The organism is Cereibacter changlensis JA139, from assembly GCF_003034985.1.
Classification (GTDB): Bacteria; Pseudomonadota; Alphaproteobacteria; order Rhodobacterales; family Rhodobacteraceae; genus Cereibacter; species Cereibacter changlensis.
Map to the genome: position 1 here is coordinate 1 of NZ_PZKG01000009.1, position 17,896 is coordinate 17,896.

The 17,896-nt window shown below is 68.9% G+C and carries 20 protein-coding genes; 4 read left to right on the top strand and 16 right to left on the bottom strand.

Annotated features, from left to right (window positions below):
- Nucleotides 1-495 precede the first annotated feature (495 nt).
- Nucleotides 496-1,731 carry a lytic murein transglycosylase gene (locus tag C5F48_RS03325; protein ID WP_107662487.1) on the top strand — a complete coding sequence of 412 codons (1,236 nt, stop codon included), beginning with the start codon at nt 496-498 and terminating at the stop codon, nt 1,729-1,731.
- A 64-nt stretch (nt 1,732-1,795) separates the two neighbouring features.
- Here C5F48_RS03325 and C5F48_RS03330 read toward each other — a convergent pair whose 3' ends face one another.
- The 3 genes from C5F48_RS03330 to C5F48_RS03340 are packed head-to-tail and all read right to left on the bottom strand — an operon-like array spanning nt 1,796 to nt 5,014.
- A complete protein-coding gene (locus C5F48_RS03330) occupies nt 1,796-2,383 on the bottom strand; it encodes an Isoquinoline 1-oxidoreductase subunit (RefSeq protein ID WP_107662488.1) in 588 nt (195 codons plus the stop codon).
- Between the two features lie 12 nt (nt 2,384-2,395).
- The gene (locus C5F48_RS03335) at nt 2,396-4,552 is read right to left on the bottom strand and encodes a xanthine dehydrogenase family protein molybdopterin-binding subunit (protein ID WP_107662489.1); all 2,157 of its coding nucleotides are present in this window, start codon (nt 4,550-4,552) and stop codon (nt 2,396-2,398) included.
- A gap of 3 nt (nt 4,553-4,555) precedes the next feature.
- Nucleotides 4,556-5,014 (bottom strand): (2Fe-2S)-binding protein, encoded by a 459-nt coding sequence (locus C5F48_RS03340; RefSeq protein ID WP_107662490.1) that lies wholly within the window; start codon nt 5,012-5,014, stop codon nt 4,556-4,558.
- A 133-nt stretch (nt 5,015-5,147) separates the two neighbouring features.
- Here C5F48_RS03340 and ku (C5F48_RS03345) point away from each other — a divergent pair, with 133 nt between their 5' ends.
- Nucleotides 5,148-5,936 carry a non-homologous end joining protein Ku gene (gene ku / locus C5F48_RS03345; protein ID WP_107662491.1) on the top strand — a complete coding sequence of 263 codons (789 nt, stop codon included), beginning with the start codon at nt 5,148-5,150 and terminating at the stop codon, nt 5,934-5,936.
- A gap of 119 nt (nt 5,937-6,055) precedes the next feature.
- Here ku (C5F48_RS03345) and ku (C5F48_RS03350) read toward each other — a convergent pair whose 3' ends face one another.
- A complete protein-coding gene (gene ku, locus C5F48_RS03350; RefSeq protein WP_107662492.1) occupies nt 6,056-6,895 on the bottom strand; it encodes a non-homologous end joining protein Ku in 840 nt (279 codons plus the stop codon).
- A 147-nt stretch (nt 6,896-7,042) separates the two neighbouring features.
- Between ku (C5F48_RS03350) and trhA the strand changes: the two genes are divergently transcribed.
- Together trhA and C5F48_RS03360 are read left to right on the top strand one after the other, a co-directional pair.
- Nucleotides 7,043-7,711 carry a PAQR family membrane homeostasis protein TrhA gene (trhA, locus tag C5F48_RS03355; RefSeq protein WP_107662493.1) on the top strand — a complete coding sequence of 223 codons (669 nt, stop codon included), beginning with the start codon at nt 7,043-7,045 and terminating at the stop codon, nt 7,709-7,711.
- Nucleotide 7,712: 1 nt separating this feature from the next.
- Nucleotides 7,713-8,147: a DUF1810 domain-containing protein gene (locus C5F48_RS03360; protein WP_107662494.1), complete on the top strand. Its 435-nt coding sequence runs from the start codon at nt 7,713-7,715 to the stop codon at nt 8,145-8,147.
- Here C5F48_RS03360 and rpoN read toward each other — a convergent pair.
- The 12 genes from rpoN to fdxB all read right to left on the bottom strand — a co-directional run bounded on the left by rpoN (nt 8,144) and on the right by fdxB (nt 17,894).
- Nucleotides 8,144-9,445, bottom strand: a complete 1,302-nt coding sequence (gene rpoN, locus C5F48_RS03365; RefSeq protein ID WP_107662495.1) for an RNA polymerase factor sigma-54 — start codon at nt 9,443-9,445, stop codon at nt 8,144-8,146. The genes C5F48_RS03360 and rpoN overlap by 4 nt on opposite strands.
- Nucleotides 9,446-9,513: 68 nt before the next feature.
- Nucleotides 9,514-9,828 (bottom strand): ferredoxin family protein, encoded by a 315-nt coding sequence (locus C5F48_RS03370; RefSeq protein ID WP_245941489.1) that lies wholly within the window; start codon nt 9,826-9,828, stop codon nt 9,514-9,516.
- Nucleotides 9,819-11,126, bottom strand: a complete 1,308-nt coding sequence (locus C5F48_RS03375) for an FAD-dependent monooxygenase (RefSeq protein ID WP_107662496.1) — start codon at nt 11,124-11,126, stop codon at nt 9,819-9,821. Before C5F48_RS03375 ends, C5F48_RS03370 begins: the two co-directional genes overlap by 10 nt.
- A 10-nt stretch (nt 11,127-11,136) precedes the next feature.
- Entirely contained in the window at nt 11,137-12,228 is a 1,092-nt protein-coding gene (locus C5F48_RS03380; RefSeq protein WP_107662497.1) for an electron transfer flavoprotein subunit alpha/FixB family protein, read from the bottom strand.
- A gap of 13 nt (nt 12,229-12,241) precedes the next feature.
- Entirely contained in the window at nt 12,242-13,141 is a 900-nt protein-coding gene (locus tag C5F48_RS03385) for an electron transfer flavoprotein subunit beta/FixA family protein (RefSeq protein ID WP_211314664.1), read from the bottom strand.
- A gap of 18 nt (nt 13,142-13,159) precedes the next feature.
- Nucleotides 13,160-13,495: a nitrogenase-stabilizing/protective protein NifW gene (gene nifW, locus C5F48_RS03390; protein WP_107662498.1), complete on the bottom strand. Its 336-nt coding sequence runs from the start codon at nt 13,493-13,495 to the stop codon at nt 13,160-13,162.
- Complete coding sequence (nifV, locus tag C5F48_RS03395) at nt 13,492-14,664, bottom strand: homocitrate synthase (protein WP_107662499.1); 1,173 nt, start codon at nt 14,662-14,664, stop codon at nt 13,492-13,494. Before nifV ends, nifW begins: the two co-directional genes overlap by 4 nt.
- Entirely contained in the window at nt 14,661-15,842 is a 1,182-nt protein-coding gene (gene nifS, locus C5F48_RS03400; RefSeq protein ID WP_107662500.1) for a cysteine desulfurase NifS, read from the bottom strand. The genes nifV and nifS overlap by 4 nt, the downstream gene beginning before the upstream one ends.
- The gene (locus C5F48_RS03405) at nt 15,839-16,570 is read right to left on the bottom strand and encodes an iron-sulfur cluster assembly scaffold protein (protein WP_107662501.1); all 732 of its coding nucleotides are present in this window, start codon (nt 16,568-16,570) and stop codon (nt 15,839-15,841) included. Before C5F48_RS03405 ends, nifS begins: the two co-directional genes overlap by 4 nt.
- Nucleotides 16,571-16,578: 8 nt before the next feature.
- Nucleotides 16,579-16,899 (bottom strand): HesB/IscA family protein, encoded by a 321-nt coding sequence (locus C5F48_RS03410; protein WP_107662502.1) that lies wholly within the window; start codon nt 16,897-16,899, stop codon nt 16,579-16,581.
- 139 nt (nt 16,900-17,038) lie between these two features.
- Complete coding sequence (locus tag C5F48_RS03415; RefSeq protein ID WP_107662503.1) at nt 17,039-17,608, bottom strand: nitrogen fixation protein NifQ; 570 nt, start codon at nt 17,606-17,608, stop codon at nt 17,039-17,041.
- The gene (gene fdxB, locus C5F48_RS03420) at nt 17,589-17,894 is read right to left on the bottom strand and encodes a ferredoxin III, nif-specific (protein ID WP_107662504.1); all 306 of its coding nucleotides are present in this window, start codon (nt 17,892-17,894) and stop codon (nt 17,589-17,591) included. The genes C5F48_RS03415 and fdxB overlap by 20 nt, the downstream gene beginning before the upstream one ends.
- Nucleotides 17,895-17,896 lie beyond the last annotated feature (2 nt).

Consider the following 17,896-nt stretch of genomic DNA (forward strand, 5'->3'; position numbering starts at 1 on the left):
ATCATCAAGGCTCAGATGACCGTGAAAACGCTGTGTCGCCACCAGCAGCAGCGCCGCTGCCAGACTTGCCACCACACCGATAAGACCAGGAACCAGAAACATGTTCGCCATCCATACTGATACTTGCCAGACTAGCCGGATTGCATTGTCGCCATTATGACGAGACCGCAAATATTATCTGACTGACAAAAGGCTTCGCCGCTTTTTCGTGCAATTCGCGAACTATCTTGATGAAAACACCAGATTCTTCGCGGTTTTGCTGAGGAGACCATGCGGCAGGTCAAGCTCAATATCAACCTAAGGTTAAGTAAATCCGCAACGTCGCGGCCTGCTGTTGCGGCCGATCATACAGAGAAGTTACGCCATGTTGCATCCGCAGCATCGCCTGCCTGCGTCGGAAGACCGCCGATGCGGCCGCCCCCCGCCTGCCCGTGCATTGCCGTTTCGGCCCGATCCGCTAGGGTGGGGCAAACATCCAGAAAAGGGGGCAGGCAGATGCAGGCAACGCGACGGGCAGTTCTCTTCGGCATATCGGCCACGGCGCTCGCCGCCTGTTCCGGCGGCGGCTCGGGCTTCGCGCCCCGCCCCGCCGAGCCGGCGATGCGGGCGGTGCCGAATGCGGCCTATGACGCCTGGGTGGCGGGCTTCCGCGGCCGCGCGGCAGCCAGCGGCATCGCGGTCTCGACCATCGACAGCGCCTTCCGTAGCGCGGGCTTCCTGCCCGGCGTGATCGAGCGCGACCGCAACCAGACCGAATTCACCCGCACGCTGGAGGATTACCTCGCCATCGCCGCCTCGGACGAGCGGGTCGGCAAGGGCCGCGCCGCCTATGCCCGCCAGCGCGGCGTTCTGGCCGAGATCGAGGCGCGCTATGGCGTGGAATCGCAGGTGGTCTGCGCCGTCTGGGGGCTGGAGAGCTTCTATGGCGAACGGCGCGGCACGGTGCCGGTGATCTCGGCGCTGTCGACGCTGGCCTTCGAGGGCCGGCGCGGCGCCTTCTTCGAAAGCCAGCTGATCGCCGCGCTGAAGATCCTGCAGAACGGCGACGTGAGCCCGCAGGGCATGACCGGCAGTTGGGCCGGGGCGATGGGCCATACCCAGTTCATCCCGACCTCCTACCTCGCCTATGCGGTGGATTTCCGCGGCGACGGCCGGCGCGACATCTGGTCGGAGGATCCGACCGACGCGCTGGCCTCCACCGCCGCCTATCTCGCGCGCTCGGGCTGGACCCATGGCCAGCCCTGGGGCGTCGAGGTGCGGCTGCCACAGGGCTTCTCCGGCCCGCTCGGACGCAGCACAACCCGCAGCCCCTCGGACTGGGCGGCGGCGGGGGTGCGCGACATGGACGGGCGGGTGGTGCCGAACCACGGCCCGGCTTCGATCCTCGCGCCGATGGGGCTCTCCGGCCCGGCCTTCATGGTGTTCCGCAACTTCACCGTCATCACCCGCTACAACAACGCGGAGAATTACGTGATCGGCGTCGGGCATCTGTCGGACCTGCTGCGCGGCGGCCCGGCGATCCGCGGCTCCTTCCCGCCGGATGCGCGCGGCATGACCAAGCCTGACCGGCAGGATCTGCAGCGCCGCCTGACCGCCGCGGGCTTCGACACCGGCGGCAGCGACGGGGTCATCGGCCCGAAAAGCCGCGAGGCGATCTCCGCCTGGCAGCGCGCCAATGGCATGACCCCGACCGGCGAGCCCTCGCTGGAAATGCTGGCGCGGCTGCGCTGAACCCCCTGAACGGAAACTGCCGCGCCCTCGGGTGCGGCAGCGGGTCAAGCCCGAAAAGCCTGCCTCAGCTCGGGCAGGCGGAGCCCGTGTCGATCCAGGCGCGGGTCAGTTCGCCGAACAGCTCCTGCGAGCCCGGCGCGGGCGTGCGACCCTCGCCCGGCTCCCAGCCCCAGCCGACCAGCCCATCCTCGGCATTGTGCTCGTGCAGCGCCTCCAGATCCTTGCCGCCATTGCGCTCAGGATCCTTGATCTGCGCGCAGATCTCGCCAAGGCTCAGCCCCACCCAGCCCATGCTCAAGGGCGCCAGCGCCCAGGGCTCATGCCCCGGGATGCTGCCCGGCGAGCCGACGAACTCCACGTTCTCGGCGCTGTGGCAGGTGGCGCAGTTCATCCCCGGCGCGCCGAAATCGGCCACGCCGCGTACGACGGGCGGCTCGTGCGGCTGCATGTCGTCGCCTTGGGTCGGCCCGCCGTTCACCGGATGGCAGTTCAGGCAGCGCGGATGGGTCAGCACCTTGCCCATCTCCTCGAACAGCGCAACCGAGCGTTCGGTTTGGTCGGCGATCCCGGAAAAATCACCCGGGCCGCGCAAAACCTGGGCGGCGGCAGGCGACACGAAAGCGGCAAGCGCCGCGGCAAGCATGATACGCATGGGTCTATCCCTTCAAGCGGTCAGGGTGGAGAAGGGAAGCTGGTGAACCGTCTGCCCGGTCAGCGCGCGCCAGGCATTGGCGAGCGCGGGGGCCAGAGGCGGCACACCCGGCTCTCCGACCCCGGTCGGGTCTTCGCCGCTCTGGAGGATCGCCACCTCCACCTTCGGCATCTCGCTGATCCGCAGCATCCGGTAGCCGTCGAAGTTGTGCTGCTCCACGCCGCCGCCTTCGCCCAGCGTGATCTCGTTGAAGAGCGCCGTGCCGAGCGCATAGCCGATGCCGCCCTCCATCTGCGCCCGGATCACGTTGGGGTTCACCGCCACGCCGCAATCCACCGCGCACCAGACCTGCGTCACATGCGGGAAACCGTTGCGATCCTCGACCTCGAGGATCTGCGCGACATAGGTGCCGAAGCTCTTGGCCAGCGCCACGCCATAGCCCTTGCCCTCGGCCCTGCGCCCGGACCAATTGGCGATCTCCGCCACCTTCTCCAGCACGGCCCGCTGCCGCGTGGCCTCGGGCAGCATCAGGTCGAGCCGCCCCTGCACCGGGTCCTTGCCGGCCTTCTCCAGCACCTCGTCGAGGAAGACCTCCACCGCATAGGCGGTGTGGGTATGCCCGACCGAGCGCCACCAGAGCACCGGCACCGGGCTGTCCACCCGCGCCCAGGTGATCCTGCGCGCCCCCACGTCATAGGGCAGGTCGTTCGACCCCTCGTAGGAGGTCGGATCCAGCCCGTTCTGCATCATGCCTTCCATCGGCGTGCCCGCCATGATCGACTGGTTCGCCACCGCGTTTTCCCAGCCGACGATCCGCCCCTCGGCATCGATCCCGGCGCGCAGCCGGTGCACCGTCGCCGGGCGGTAGTAGCCGCCCTGCAGATCGTCCTCGCGGGTCCAGACCAGCTTGAACACCCCGTCGCGCCCCGCCGCCTTTGCGACCTCGGCCACTTCCTTGGCCAGATGCGCCGAGCCCTGCGCCCGCCGCCCGAAGGAGCCGCCCGCCAGAAGCACGTTGATCTGCACATCCTCAGGCTTCATCCCCAGCACGCCCGCCGCCGTCGGCTTGTCGAAGGAGGGGAACTGGCTGCCGAACCACATCTCGGCCTTGCCCTCCTTGGTCTCGATCACCGCATCCAGCGGCTCCATCGGCGCATGGGCGAGATAGGGGAAGCGGAACTCGGCCTCCAGCACCTCGGCCGCGCCGTCGATCGCCCCGGCATCGCCGGCCTCCTCGACCATCGCGCCGCCCGCCTTGGCCGCATCGGACAGATCCTGCAGCATCTGCGCCGAGCTGCGCGTCTCGGCGCCGCTCTCGTCCCACTCCAGCACCAGCGCATCCCGGCCCTTCAGCGCCGCGAAGGTGCCGGTGGCATAGACTGCAACCCCCGAGGAGATCTCCCGCACCATCTCCACGCCCTTGACCTGCAGCGCCGCCGCATCGTCCACGCTGCGCAGCTTGGCGCCGAACTTCGGCGCACGCGCGACCACCACGGTCAGCATGCCCTCGCGGTAGACGTCCATGGTGAAGCCCGCGGTGCCATTGGCTTTGGCCACGCTGTCTAGCTTCGGCCGGTCGGTGCCGATCAGCACGAAATCCTTGGGGTCCTTCACCGGCGGATCTTCCGGCACGGCCATCCCGGCAGCCGTCGCCGCCAGAGCGCCGAAGCCCGAGGACTTGCCGCTCGGATGCGCAACCTTGCCGGCGCTGACGGTGATCTCCTCCGCCGGCACGCCCCATTCGGCGGCCGCCGCCTCGACCAGCATCGCCCGGGCCGCGGCCCCGGCCTTGCGCATCTGCATGTAGCTGTTGGCCATGGCGGTGGACCCGCCGGTGCCCTGCGCCCCGAACAAGAGGTTCGCATAGAGCGCGTCGTTGCCCGGCGCCCCTTCGGCGCGCATCTGGCTCCAGTCGGCGTCGAGTTCCTCGGCCACCAGCGTGGCAAGCCCGGTATAGGGCCCCTGCCCCATCTCCAGATGCTTGATCATCACCGTCACCGTATCGTCGCTGGCGATGCGGACGAAGGCGTTCGGCGCGAAGGGCGCACTGCCGCTGGCAGCGGCGCTCTGCGCCCGCGCGCCACCGAGCGGCAGCGTCAGCGCGAGGGTGAAGCCCGCGGTTCCTGCGAGGAAACCACGCCGGGAAAGTTGGGGGGACACATGGGTCATGGCTCAGCCCTCCAGAGTCTTGGCGGCGTCATGGATCGCCTGCCGGATCCGGACATAGGTGGCGCAGCGGCAGACATTGCCGTTCATCGCATTGTCGATGTCCTCGTCGGTCGGGTTGGACACCAGCTGCAGCAGCGCCGTCGCCGACATCACCTGCCCCGACTGGCACCAGCCGCATTGCGGCACGTCGAGCGCCGCCCAGGCCGCCTGCACCGCCTCGATCTCCGGCCCTTCCATCCCTTCGATGGTGGTCACCTCCGACCCGTCGATGCTGCCGATCGGCGTCACGCAGGACCGGCGCGGCATGCCGTCCAGCATCACCGTGCAGGCGCCGCATTGCGCCACGCCGCAGCCGAATTTCGTGCCCGTCAGGCGCAGCTCGTCGCGCAGCGCCCAGAGCAGCGGGGTCTCGGGATCGAGGTCGAGCGTGACCTCCTTGCCGTTCACACCGAGTTTTATCATGGCTGCCTCCTGAGGTCGCTTTGCCGGGTAACTAGCCGCGGAGCCGGCCCCGTCAAGGCAAGCCTGCGGCCTATCGCCGCGGAACCACGCCGCGCCCTGCCGCATTGACAAGGCCCGGGGATCGGAGACCGCCATGCCGCCGCGCAGCTTCTGGAAGGGCTATCTCAAGCTCTCGCTCGTCACCTGCCCGGTGACGATGATGCCCGCCACGACCGAGAGCGAGCGCGTCCGCTTCCGCACGATGAACGCGAAATCCGGCCATCCGGTCGCCAGCCGCTATGTCGATGCGGTGACCGGCAAGCCGGTGGCCGATGACGACCTGACCAAGGGTTATCCGCGCGGCGAGGACGAGCATGTCATCCTCGAGGAGGAAGACCTCGACAGCGTCGCCCTCGACAGCACCCGCACCATCGACATCGAGACCTTCGTCGAGGCCGAGACGATCGGCTGGATCTTCTACGACAAGCCGCATTACCTGCTGCCCTCCGACGCCGTGGGAGAGGAGGCCTTCGCGGTGATCCGCGAGGCGATGGCGGCGACCGGCCGGGTCGGCATCTCGCGGCTGGTGATGGGCGGGCGCGAACGTGCGGTGATGCTCGCCCCGCGCGGCGACGGCATCGTGCTCTGGACGCTGCGCTACGGCGACGAGGTGCGCAAGGCAGATGCCTATTTCGGCAAGCTCGGCAGCGCCAAGCCCGAGGCGAAGCTGATGACGCTGGTGAAATCCCTGATCGACGAGCGCACGGCGGAATGGGATCCGAAGCTGGTCGAGGACCCGGTGCAGGACAACCTGCTCGAGATGATCGCGAAGAAGCGCAAGTCGAAGAAGACGGTCGCCGCCCCGCGCAAGGGCGCGCCAAGTTCGGGCAATGTGGTCAACATCATGGACGCGCTGCGCCAGAGCCTGAACAAAAAATCCTGACCCTTGCGAAACGGGCTTTCTGCGAAAGCCCTGCGCCACGATCTTTCTGCGAAAGATCCCTGCCAGCGTTTTCGCAGAAAACGCGACCTCCCCGGATCTTCGCAGAAGATCCGTCGCCCTCACCCCGCCTTGCGCCGCGCCGCAGCCGCCGGCTTGGCCTTCGGCTTCGCCGCCTTCCGCGCCGGCGTCTTCTTCCCCGCGCTCTCGCGCAGCGCCGCCAGCAGGTCGCCCGGCTCCGATGCCTTCGGCGCGGGCTTCGGCGTCAGCTTGCGCCCCTCAAGCTTGGCCTGCACCAGCTCCGCCAACGCCGCGTCATAGCGGTCGTCGAAGCCGGTCGGATCGAAAGTGCCCGCCTTGGTCTGGATGATATGCTTGGCCAGATCCAGCATCTCGCCCTTGATCTTCATCTTCGGCGCCTCGGCAAAGGCCTCCTCCGCCGAGCGCACCTCGTAGTCGAAGTTCAGCGTGGTTCCCACCAGCCCGTCGTCATGCGGCCGGATCAGCAGGGTGCGCAGCCGGCGGAACAGCACGGTCTGCGCCAGCGCCGCCACCTTCTTCGCCCGCATCCCCTCGCGCAGCAGCACGAAGCTCTCCTCGGCCTCGGGGTCGGCAGGGCCGATGTAATAGGGCTTGTCGAAATAGACCGCATCCACCGCCGCGCAGCCGATGAAGCTCTGCACCGCCAGCGTCTTGTCCGACTCGGGGATCGCCCCGGCGATGTCCTCGGGCGTGAGCAGGATGTATTCGTCCGCGGCCACCTCGTAGCCCTTGGCCTGATCTTCCCTGGCCACCGGCTTGCCGCTCTCGGAATCGACGAAGTCGCGGTGCACGCGATGCCCGGTCTTGCGGTTGATCGTGTGAAAGCTCACGCGCTCCGCTGTCGAGGCTGCCGCATAGAGCGCCACCGGGCAGACCAGTTCGCCGACCTTCAGATAGCCTTTCCAGATCGCTCTCGGCATCGCGGCGCCTCCATCGCTTGTCCCCGAAGCCACAAGCCGCCCGGCCCGCCCCGGGTTCCCGCGGGCGGCGGCACGATGCGACGGGTTCCTGCAATTATCCGGAAGGTCAGGTGGTGCCGCCGCCGGATTCCACCCTACATTCGGTTCATGCAAAGATTTCTGCCTCCCCGCGCCGGATACAGTCGGGCCGAACGCCTTTCGGATGCGGCCGTGCATGTCTCCGGCCTCGCCGCGGCGCTGCTGGCGGTCCCGGCGCTGGTCGTGCTCGCCGTGATCTGGCGCGGCGACGGTGCGGCGATCACGGCGGCGGTGATCTATGGCGTCACCCTGATCGCGATGATCCTGTTCTCCGCGCTGTGCAACATGGTCGACGCCCCGGGCTGGTCGGTGCTGTGGAAGCGGCTCGACCATTCGGCGATCTACGCCAAGATCGCCGGCACCTTTTCGGCCTTCGTGCTGCTCTCGGGTCAGGGGCTCGCCCTCATGGCCGCGCTTTGGGCGGCGGCGGTCTGCGGCATGGCGCTGCGGGTGCTCTCGCCCGACCGGTTCCGCTGGCTGGCGGTCAGCCTCTATCTGGCGATGGGCTGGGCCGGGGCGGCCTTCGGCTGGCCGGTGTTCGCGGGCTATTCCGGCACGGTGCTGGGGCTGATCGCCGCAGGCGGGGTGCTTTACACCATCGGCACGGGGTTCTTCCTGCTCGACCGGCTTCCGTTCCACAACACGATCTGGCATGTCTTCGTCCTGATCGCGACGGTGATCTTCTATGTCGCGGTGATGATGCATCTGGCCGAAACCTCGGCCCTTGAAGGCGGCTGAGATGTCCGGCAACGACCCCCATGACCTGCAGCGCTTCGTCAAGGCGCAATGGACCGCCTATGAGGCCGCGATGACCGAGCTGCAGGCGGGGCGCAAGCAGGGCCACTGGATGTGGTTCGTCTTCCCGCAGCTGCGCGGCCTCGGCCGGTCCGAGACGGCGCAGCGCTTCGGCCTCGCCTCGCTGGAGGAGGCGCGGGCCTATATCGCCCATCCGATGCTCGGGCGGCGGCTGGAGCTCGCGACCGAGACGGTGCTGTCGCGCGATCCGGCCTCGGTGACCGACATGTTCGGCACGCCCGACGACCTGAAGTTCCACTCCTGCATGAGCCTCTTCGCGCAAGCTGATCCCGGCCCCTACACCCCCTTCCGCATGGCGCTCGGGCGCTGGTTCGACGGCAGGCCCGATGCGGGCACCGCGCGGCTGCTCGGGCTCTAGACCCTCTCCGGCTGGCGGCGCTCGTAGGACGAGGGGATGCCCAGCGCCTCGCGGTATTTCGTCACCGTGCGCCGCGCCAGCACCGCGCCCGCCTCGCGCGCGCGCTTGACGATCGCGTCGTCGCTCAGCGGCTTGCGGCGGTCCTCGGCGGCGACGATCTCGCCCACCAGCGCGATCAGCGCATCCTGCGACTGTGGCGCGGCAGGGCCTTCCGCCACCACCGAGCGGCTGAAGAAGGCGCGCAGCGGGATCAGCCCGCGCGGCGTCTCGATCAGCCGGGCGGCGGTGGCGCGGCTGATGGTGGAAGGGTGCAGCGACAGCTCCGCCGCCACCTCCTCCATCGACAGTGGCAAAAGCTGCCGTGCGCCCTGCTCCAGAAAGGCCGTCTGATGCGCGACGAGACAGCCCGCCGTGCGCAGCAGCGTGCTCTGCCGCCGCTCCACCGCCCGCTGCAGCCAGCGCGCCGCGCTTTCCGCCCGTGCGAGCCAGACCTGCGCCGCCGGGTCGGCCACACCCGCAGCACTCACCCTCAGCCGCGGCAGTTGCGAGCGGTTCAGCTCCACCTCCCAGCCGAGGGGCCCGCGGATCACCCGCAGGTCAGGCGGCTGGATCGGCGGGCGGTCGCTGGCGAAGCCCTCGCCCGGCTTCGGCTGGAAGCTGCGGATCAGCGCCAGCGCCGCGCGGATATCGGCCTCCTCGGCATCGCAGAGCCGGGCCAGCTCGGCAAAGCGCCCCGCCGCCAGCAGATCGAGATGGCCGAGGATCGTCTGCATCTCCCAGGTCAGCAGATCGCGGTCGCGCGCCTGCAGCGTCAGGCACTCCGCCAGATCGCGGGCGAAGAGCCCGGGCGGATCGAAGCGCTGCAGATGCTCCAGCACCGCCGCTGCCTCTGCCTCCTCGACCCGGCAGCGCGCGGCGACCTCGGCGACCGTCTCGCCCAGCCAGCCCGACGGCTCCAGCGCCTCGGCGAAGGCCAGCGCGATGCGCCGGTCGTCGCCGAAGAAGCCCGTGTCGATCTGCGCCAGCACATGCGCTTCCAGACTGACCGGCGCCGCCTCGATCCGCGCAAACTCGTCCCGGTCGGCTCCCGCCTGCACCGACCCCGCCCGCGCCGGCGGCGCCAGCCCGGCTGAGCCGCTCTCGGGCAGCCGCACATCGAGGCACGGGTTCCCCAGCGCCTCTGCCGCCAGATAGTCGCACAGATCGGCATTGGTCATCTGCAGGATGCGCAGCGAGGCCTGCATCCGCTGGGTCATGGCGAGCCCGGTCGTCTGACGCTGGATGTGCATCATGTCCATGACGCGATCCTACCATGAAGCGGAGAGGCGACGCCCTCCGCAGGACGTCGCAGGGGCAAGCCTGTCGCTCAGCCGAACTTGAACAGGATGCCGTAGCCGCCGCGCGGATAGGCCCATTCGATCTCGCCGGTTTCCTGACAGACGATCCGGCAGGAGCCGCACTCCATGCAGCCATCCGCCACCACCTCCACCCGCCCGTTCTCGGTCGGCCGGTAGCAGCCCGCCGGGCAGATCGCCATCAGCGCCTGCAGCTCCGGCGAATCCTCGGCCTGCGGGTGGATCTTCACATGTGGGCGGCCCTCGTCGACCTGATAGCGGTTCTGGTAGAGCCGCTCCTCCATCCTGCCGCCTTCCGCCGCGTCCTGCTTGTCGCTCATCTCCATGCCCTCGCCACCTTGACCAGATCCGTCGCCACGCTCCACCAGCCGCCGCGCGCCTTGGCGACGTTGCGCAGCGCGATGCCTTCCTTGCTGCGCTTGTCCATGCCATCGACGCGGAAATAGGCCTGCATCACCTGATTGATCGCCCGCGGATAGGTGGCGAAGAGCTGGCGGTTCTTCTCCAGAAGATGCGGCACCTTGCGGTATTTCTTCATGTCCTTCATCACGAAGCTCTCGCCCAGCCGGTCGCGGAACAGCTTGAGGTTGTCGTTGGTCGGGGCCAGCCCCTGCGCCTTCAGCTCGGCCAGGCACTCCCCCGCCAGCCGCCCCGTGGTCATGGCAAGGTTCGACCCCTCGCGATGCACCGCGTTCACGAACTGCCCGGCATCGCCGACGATCACCCAGCCGTCGCCCGTCAGGTTCGGAATGGCGTCATAGCCGCCCTCCGGGATCAGGTGCGCCACATATTCCTTCATCTCGCCGCCGCGCAGCAGCGGCACCACCGCCGGATGCCGCTTGAAACGGTCCAGGAGCTCGTAGGGCGGGATCTTGGTCTTGGCGAAATCGGCCAGCAGGCAACCGACACCGATAGATATCGACTCTTTGTTCGTATAGAGGAACGCCGTCCCCACCATCCCGGAAGTAACCGAGCCCAGAACCTCGATCACCACGCCGTCGTCCTCGCCCTGCAGGTTGAAGCGTTCGCGGATCACCTCCTCGGGGAAGAAATGCGTCTCCTTCACCGCCAGCGCCACATGCTGCGGCTTCAGCTCGGGCCGCAGCTTCGCCCGCTGCCCGACGACGCCGTTCACCCCCTCGGCCAGCACCACCACATCGGCATAGATCGGCCCGCCCTCGCGGTCGGTCAGCACGCCGATCACCTTGCCCTTGTCGTTCTTCACCAGATCGACCACCGTCGTCTCGGTGATCAGCACCGCCCCCGCCTCGCGCACCTTCTTCGAGAACCACTTGTCGAAGGGCGCCCGCAGGATGGTGTAGCGGTCGGGCTTGCCATCCTCGAACCCGTCGTTGCGATGCGAGGCGGAGGTGTTCGAGGTCTCCGACAGCATCCAAAACCGCAGTTCGGAAACATGCCGCTCCAGCGGGGCCGAGTCGCGGAAATCCGGGATGATCCGCTCAAGCGCGTCGGAATAGAGGATCGCCCCCTGCACGTTCTTCGAGCCGGGATATTCCCCCCGGTCGATCTGCAGCACGTTCATCCCGGCCTTGGCCATCGTGTAGGCGCAGGCATTGCCCGAAGGCCCGGCGCCGACCACGATGGCATCGAAATGCTCTGACATCTGTCCCTCCTCAGCTGGCCAGGGCCGGGGCGCGCAGCCGCCGGGCAAAGGCATCGGAAAGCGCCGGCAGAACCGTCAGCGCATCGGCCACCACGCCCAGATGGGCGAACTCGAAGATCTTGGCATCGGGATCGGTGTTGATCGCCACGATCAGATCCGCGCCTTCCACCCCCACCCGGTGCTGGATCGCGCCGGAAATCCCGGCGGCGATGTAGAGCCTCGGCCGGATGGTGTTGCCGGTCTGGCCGATCTGCCGCTCGGCGGGCAGCCAGCCCTTCTGCACCACGGGGCGCGAGCAGCCGTAATCGCCGCCCAGCACCTGCGCCAACCGCTTCACATGGCGGAAGTTGGCCTCGTTCTGCAGCCCCATCCCGCCCGCCACCACGATATCGGCATAGGCGAGGTTCGCTTCGGACGAGGTATTGTCGGCCACGAATTCGAGGATCTTCGTCACGATGTCCTCTTCCTTCATCCGAAGCGATTCCCAGACCATCCGCCCGGCGCGCGTCGTGTCGGCCTCGGGCATGGCAAAGACGCGCGGGCGCACCGTCGCCATCTGCGGGCGGAAGTTCAGCGTGTAGATCGTGCAAAGCAGCGTGCCGCCGAAGGTCGGGCGCGTCGCGGCCAGCGAATTGTCGTCGTCGATCCGAAGCTCGGTCGAATCCGCCGTCAGCCCGGTGCCCAGCGTCGTCGCCACCGACCCGGCAAGGTCGCGGCCCAGAGGCGTTGCCCCCAGCAGCAGGATTTCCGGCTTATGCTTGTTCACCAGATCGGTCAGGATCTCGGTATAGGGCGCGTTGCGGTAATCGGTCAGCGCCGCATCCTCGCAGATGTAGCAGACATCCGCGCCGTAGTGGTAGGTCTGCTTCACCGCCGCCTTGGTCGAGGCCGCCTTCGGCCCCAGCACCACGGCGCAGAGCTGCACGCCCAGACGGTCGGCCAGCTTGCGCCCCTCGCCCATCAGCTCCCAGGACACCGGATGCACCCGGCCGCGCTCGATCTCGACCACGACCCAGACGTTCTTGTAGTCCTTGAACCGCTCCGGCAGTTCCTTCTTCATCGAGGCGCGGCCAGCTGCGGCGGGTTTGGCGGGTTCTGTCATCTCGCGTCTCCTTTCAGGAAGCGGTGGCGGTCAGCGCCACCTCGAGTTTCGGGTCGCGGGCAAAGATCAGGTCGATGATCGCTTCGCCGATCCGCGCGGGGTCCTTGCCTTCCACCGTCACCATCTCGGCGCTCTCCTCGCGCGGGCTGGGGGCGAAGACGCGCTTGACCACGGTGGGCGAGCCGCGCAGCCCGCATTTCAGCGGGTCCTCCACCCCGGCCTCCTCCGCCGACCAGATGGTGACGGGCGCCCGGGCGGCGCGCAGCATGTCCTGGATCGAGCCCCGCCGGACAACGTTGCTGTCCTCCAGCATGGTGATGAGGCACGGCAGCGCCGAGCGCAGCACCTGCACGCCCCCCTCCGACCGCCGCCGCACCACGATGGAGCGGCGGCCCATGTCGAGCGAGTCGATGGCGCTGACATAGGTCAGCTGGTTCAGCCCCATCCGCCGGGCGATGCCGGGGCCGACCTGCGCGGTATCGCCGTCGATGGTCTGCTTGCCGGTGAAGACGATGTCGATCGCCCGCTCTTCCGCGATCTTGCCCAGCGCCGTCGCCAGGGCGAAGGACGTGGCCAGCGTGTCCGACCCGGCAAAGCGCCGGTCGGTGATCAGCACCGCGCGATCCGCCCCCAGCCCCAGCGCGCGGCGCAGGGCGTCCTCGGCCATCGGCGGCCCCATGCAGAGCACGGTCACCTGCCCGCCGTATTCGTCCCGGAGCCGCATCGCCTCCTCCAGCGCGAAGAGGTCATAGGGGTTGATGATCGTCGGCACGCCCTGCCGCATGATGGTGTTGGTCACCGGATGCACCCGGATCTGCGCCGAATCCGGCACCTGCTTGATGCAGACGAGGATGTTCAGGCCCGTGGGCGCGGGCGGCGGCGGGTCCAGCCCCTCGATGATCGGCTCGTCCATGGATCGGGCTCCTTTCTGTCAGTCTGCGGTGCGGATGCCGGCAAGCGGCACGAAGCTGCGGGCGGGGCGGGCGAAGACCTTGAACAGCTTCTCCTGCTGCGGCGTGCTTTCGAGGAAATCCTGATAGGCCTGCTTCATCGCGGCCCGGGCGCGCAGGAAGCCCTCGTCCTCGTCCAGCGCGGCGAAGTCGATCTTCGCCAGATACTGCCCCGCCCGCTTCATGATGTGCAGGCGCGAGACATCCAGCACCTCCTGCCGCCAGGGCAGCAGCAGATAGGTGAACATATCCTCCGCCGAGGACAGCGCGCGCAGGCGCTCCGATACGCTGGGTCTTGTCGTCGTCGCATCCGTCATCTCGTCACCTCGCTCTGTGCCAGCAATTCCGCCAGATCCTCGGGCCCCGCCGAGCGTTTCGCCGTTTCCGCGAACGTGCGCAGCGCAGGCAGCAGCGCCTCCGCCGTCGCGCGGTCCGAAGGCAGCCCCGCCTCGGCCAGCGCCCGCGCCAGCCCCGAGGCCGCCGAATGTTTTCCCAGCGCGATGCGATGCGCCCGCCCGAACCGCTCGGGGCGCAGCGCGGCGCTCTCGTAGGTGGCTCGGTCCTTCAGCAGCCCGTCGACATGGATGCCCGACTCGTGGGTGAAGACCCCCGCGCCGACGATCGGCTTGTCCACCGGCAGCACCCGCCCCGAAGCTCCGGCGACCAGCGCCGACAGCGCGCAGAGCCGGTCGAGCGCGATGCCGGTCGGCCGCCCCTGCGCCTCCATCGCCGCCGCGACCTGTTCCAGCGCGGCATTGCCCGCCCGCTCGCCCAGCCCGTTCACCGTCACCGACAGATGCGTGGCCCCCGCCCGCGCCGCGGCGACGCTGTTGGCCGTGGCCATCCCCAGATCGTCATGCGCGTGGAACTCCACCGGCAGCGTCGTGCGCAACACCAGCCCCGCCACCAGATCATGCGCCGCGAAAGGGTCCAGCACGCCCAGCGTGTCGGCCAGCCGGAAGCGGATCGCCCCGGCCTCGGCGGCGATATGGGCGATCTCGGCCAGAAAGAATGGATCGGCGCGCGAGGCATCCTCGGCCCCGACCGACACCTGATGCCCGGCCCAGGTCGCCGCGCGCACCAGCTCCGCCACCCGCCGCCGCACCCAGTCGGCATCCACCCCCAGCTTCGCCGTGATCTGCCGCTCCGACACCGGCACCCCGATGTGCAGCCGCCGCACCCCCGTCGCCTGCCCCGCCGCCAGATCCTCGGCGCGCAGCCGGCACCAGACCACCGGCGCCGCCGTGGTCAGCCGGGCGGCGACCGCGCGAATATCAGCCCGTTCCGCCTCGCCCATCGCCGGCACGCCGACCTCGATCTCGGTCAAGCCGCAGGCTTCCAGCGCCAGCGCGATCGCCAGCTTCTCCGCCCGGGTGAAGGCCACCCCCGCCGTCTGCTCGCCATCGCGCAGCGTCGTGTCGCACAGCACCACCGGCGCCAGCGGCGCCCGCCTCTCGAACCCGGTCGAGGCCTGCGGGCGGCTCATTGCAGCCTCCCCGGAACCAGCGTGTCCAGATCGGCGCCGAAGGGCGACAGCGCCCGCAGCTGCCCGACGATGGGCGGCAGCGCCTCCAGCACCTGCCGGATCTCCGCCGCCGTGGTCTCGCGCGACAGCGAGAAGCGGATCGCCCCATGCGCCGCGGTGAAGGGCACCTTCATCGCCCGCATCACATGGCTCGGTTCGATCGCCCCCGAGGCGCAGGCCGCCCCCGAGGACACCGCAATCCCGGCGCGGTCCAGCATCATCAGGATCGCCTCGCCCTCGATGAAGTCGAAGGCGACGCAGGAGGTGTTGGGCAGCCGGTCCAGAACGTCGCCCAACGCCGCGCATTTCGGCACCCGGGCGAGGATGCCCCGCTCCAGCTCGTCGCGCAGCGCCGCCATGCCGGAGAGGTCGGCCCGCAGCGCCAGCTCCGCCGCCGCGCCAAAGCCGACGATGCCCGGCGTGTTCTCGGTCCCGGCCCGCCGCCCGCGCTCCTGCTTGCCGCCGCGCAGCAACGGCTGGAACGGCACGCCCTTCCGCACATACAGCGCGCCGATCCCCTTCGGCCCGTGCAGCTTGTGCGCCGAGAGCGACAGCATGTCGATATCCGTCCCGCGCAGCGAGATCGGCAGCTTGCCCGCCGCCTGCACCGCGTCGGTGTGGAACAGCGCCCCCGCCGCGCGGGCGATCTCGGCCAATCCCTCCACCGGAAACACCGTCCCGGTCTCGTTGTTGGCCCACATCAGCGACACCAGCGCCGTCTGCGGCCCCACCGCCGCGCGATAGGCGTCGAGATCCAGCCGACCGAAGCGGTCCACCGGGATCAGATGCACCGTCCCCCCCTCCTGCACCAGTCGGGCGCAAAGCGCGAGGATTGCCGGATGCTCCACCGCCGAGGTGACGATCTCGCGCCGCGCCGGATCGGCGGCGAGGCCTGCGTGGATCGCCATGGCATTGGCTTCCGTGCCGCCCGAGGTGAAGACGATCTCCGACGGATCGACCGCCCCCACCAGCGCCTGCACCGCGCGCCGCGCCTCGGCCACTGCCAGCGCTGGGGCCTTGCCGAAGCGGTGCAGCGACGAGGGATTGCCGAACTCCTCGGTGAAGAAGGGCAGCATCCGCGCCAGCACCTGCGGCGCAACCCGAGTCGTCGCGTTGTTGTCGAGATAGACCCCCGTCACCGGCCCACCCCCGCAATCCTGACCAGAGGCGCCGCCGCCCCCGGAACCACCCGGATCGGGCGGCCCAGCGCATCTGCCAGCCGCTTCTGCAACCCGCCCAGCGTCAGCGCCGCCAGCTGGCAGCCCGAACAGTTGCCGGTCAGATGCACCCGCACGATGCTGCCCTCGACGCACAGAAGCGTCACATCCCCGCCATCGGCCCGCAGGTTCGGGCGCACCGCCTCGATCACCGAGGCGATCACCTCCGCCTCCTCGGCGGGCGACAGCGGCACCTCCCGCGCAACCTTCGGCCGCGACTCATGCTTCGGCGCGAGGATCTTCACTTCGGCTGCCGGCACAACCGGCTTCGGCGCCGGCGGATCGACGCCGAGAAACTGCGCCAGCGCCGCCTGCAACGCCTGCTGCCCGAGATCGGCACAGTGCCGCCGCTCGCCCAGCCCCCCCAGCGCCGCATCGATATCCGCCCCGGTCAGCCGCAGCGCCGCGTTAACGGTGCGCCCCTCGACCAGCTCGGTCAGCACCGAACAGGCGGCGATGGCCGGCCCGCCGAAGGCCTGGAACCGCGCCGCCTCGATGATCCGCGTCGCGGCGTCGATCCGCAGCATCAGCCGGATCGCATTGCCCTCGGCCAGCGAGCCCGCCTCGCCCACCGCATTGGCCGCCTCCAGCACGCCCGCGTTGCGCGGGTTGAAGAAATGGTCCCTGAGCTGATCGGTGTAATCGAGCATGGCGCGCCTCAGCAGAAGGATTTGCCGCAGCCGCAGCCGCCGGTCGCATTGGGGTTGTCGAAGACGAAGCCGGACTGATCGACGCCATGCACGAAATCGATGGTGACGCCCGTCAGATGCACGGCGCTCTCGGGGTCGATCAGCACCGTCACCCCGTCGCTCTCGATCACCCGGTCGTCCGCCGAGGGCGCCAGCTCCAGCGACATGCCGTATTTCATCCCCGCGCAGCCGCCGGTCTGCACCATGACGCGCAGGCCGATCACCGGCTGGGCGGCGCCTTCGATGGCTCCGCGGATCGCGTCGCGGGCAGCTGGGGTGAGTTCGATCATCGGTCTCTCCTCGGGGCGAGTGGTCCTGCCGGGGGAGAAGCACGAGCCGTGCCAAGTTCCGATCTTGTGGAAACTCAAGGTTTTGGCGAGGCGGCTGTCGCAATGTCGTCATACGGAAAAGCCGACATTGGCGGGTTTGTTACACGGTCTCCGCGCGGGCCACGCCGCTGGTCTCCGGGCCGAAGCACAGCGCCTTCTCGGCGCAACCGTCGCAATTCGGCGCAAGGCACATGGTCCCGCCCGCGTCGTTGCAGATCTGGCGATAGAAGAACCGCTTCCAGCGCATGTTGCGCGTGTTGGCCGCATGCAGGCGCGGGAAATGCCGCTGCATCAGCGCCCCCAGATGCGCCCGCGACGGCAACCCGAGGTCTTCCCACAGATGGCTCGGCTCCATCGCCCGTCGCGCGAGGATCTGCGCCAGCCATTGCGCCTCCTCCCGCCCCGAGCCGCCGCGCCACAGCAACAGCAGCGCCAGATCCTCCTGATCCTGCGGCACAGGCCCGCGTTTCGGCAGCGCGGCGGGCAACACAAACTCCGGATGCCACTTCGCCGCCAGCCGCAAAAGCTCCGCCGGGGTCAGCCCTAGCAGATCGGACAACGCGCCCTTCCCGGCGAGGGATTCCCGCCGGGCATGGTCGAGCATCGCCATGAAATCCGCCCGGTCGGCCTCGACCGCCCCGGGCAGCGGGTCAGGCCTCGACGCGTTCATGGGTCTGGCAGTCCTTCGGGCAGACCCGGTTGCAGGCGCCGCAGCCGATGCAAGCGTCGGCATCCACCATGACCATCACCTTGCGCAGGATCTCGTCATCGTCGTCGTCGTCATCCTCCGACACCTCGACCAGCTCGCCTTCCTCGTTCACCCCTCGCAGCGTCATCACCCCCTGGGCGCAGACCTTGTAGCAGCGCCCGCAGCCGATGCAGGTCGCGGCATTGATCGCGGTCAGGAACTTCGGAATGTATTCCGTGCCGCCCCGGGTTCTGGCTGTCAGATACATGG

Coding starts and splice junctions, on each gene's coding strand:
- C5F48_RS03325 (WP_107662487.1), top strand. CDS start 496: ATGCAGGCAACGCGACGGGCAGTTCTCTTCGGCATATCGGCCACGGCG.
- C5F48_RS03330 (WP_107662488.1), bottom strand. CDS start 2,383: ATGCGTATCATGCTTGCCGCGGCGCTTGCCGCTTTCGTGTCGCCTGCC.
- C5F48_RS03335 (WP_107662489.1), bottom strand. CDS start 4,552: ATGACCCATGTGTCCCCCCAACTTTCCCGGCGTGGTTTCCTCGCAGGA.
- C5F48_RS03340 (WP_107662490.1), bottom strand. CDS start 5,014: ATGATAAAACTCGGTGTGAACGGCAAGGAGGTCACGCTCGACCTCGAT.
- ku (WP_107662491.1), top strand. CDS start 5,148: ATGCCGCCGCGCAGCTTCTGGAAGGGCTATCTCAAGCTCTCGCTCGTC.
- ku (WP_107662492.1), bottom strand. CDS start 6,895: ATGCCGAGAGCGATCTGGAAAGGCTATCTGAAGGTCGGCGAACTGGTC.
- trhA (WP_107662493.1), top strand. CDS start 7,043: ATGCAAAGATTTCTGCCTCCCCGCGCCGGATACAGTCGGGCCGAACGC.
- C5F48_RS03360 (WP_107662494.1), top strand. CDS start 7,713: ATGTCCGGCAACGACCCCCATGACCTGCAGCGCTTCGTCAAGGCGCAA.
- rpoN (WP_107662495.1), bottom strand. CDS start 9,445: ATGGACATGATGCACATCCAGCGTCAGACGACCGGGCTCGCCATGACC.
- C5F48_RS03370 (WP_245941489.1), bottom strand. CDS start 9,828: ATGGAGATGAGCGACAAGCAGGACGCGGCGGAAGGCGGCAGGATGGAG.
- C5F48_RS03375 (WP_107662496.1), bottom strand. CDS start 11,126: ATGTCAGAGCATTTCGATGCCATCGTGGTCGGCGCCGGGCCTTCGGGC.
- C5F48_RS03380 (WP_107662497.1), bottom strand. CDS start 12,228: ATGACAGAACCCGCCAAACCCGCCGCAGCTGGCCGCGCCTCGATGAAG.
- C5F48_RS03385 (WP_211314664.1), bottom strand. CDS start 13,141: ATGGACGAGCCGATCATCGAGGGGCTGGACCCGCCGCCGCCCGCGCCC.
- nifW (WP_107662498.1), bottom strand. CDS start 13,495: ATGACGGATGCGACGACGACAAGACCCAGCGTATCGGAGCGCCTGCGC.
- nifV (WP_107662499.1), bottom strand. CDS start 14,664: ATGAGCCGCCCGCAGGCCTCGACCGGGTTCGAGAGGCGGGCGCCGCTG.
- C5F48_RS03405 (WP_107662501.1), bottom strand. CDS start 16,570: ATGCTCGATTACACCGATCAGCTCAGGGACCATTTCTTCAACCCGCGC.
- C5F48_RS03410 (WP_107662502.1), bottom strand. CDS start 16,899: ATGATCGAACTCACCCCAGCTGCCCGCGACGCGATCCGCGGAGCCATC.
- C5F48_RS03415 (WP_107662503.1), bottom strand. CDS start 17,608: ATGAACGCGTCGAGGCCTGACCCGCTGCCCGGGGCGGTCGAGGCCGAC.
- fdxB (WP_107662504.1), bottom strand. CDS start 17,894: ATGTATCTGACAGCCAGAACCCGGGGCGGCACGGAATACATTCCGAAG.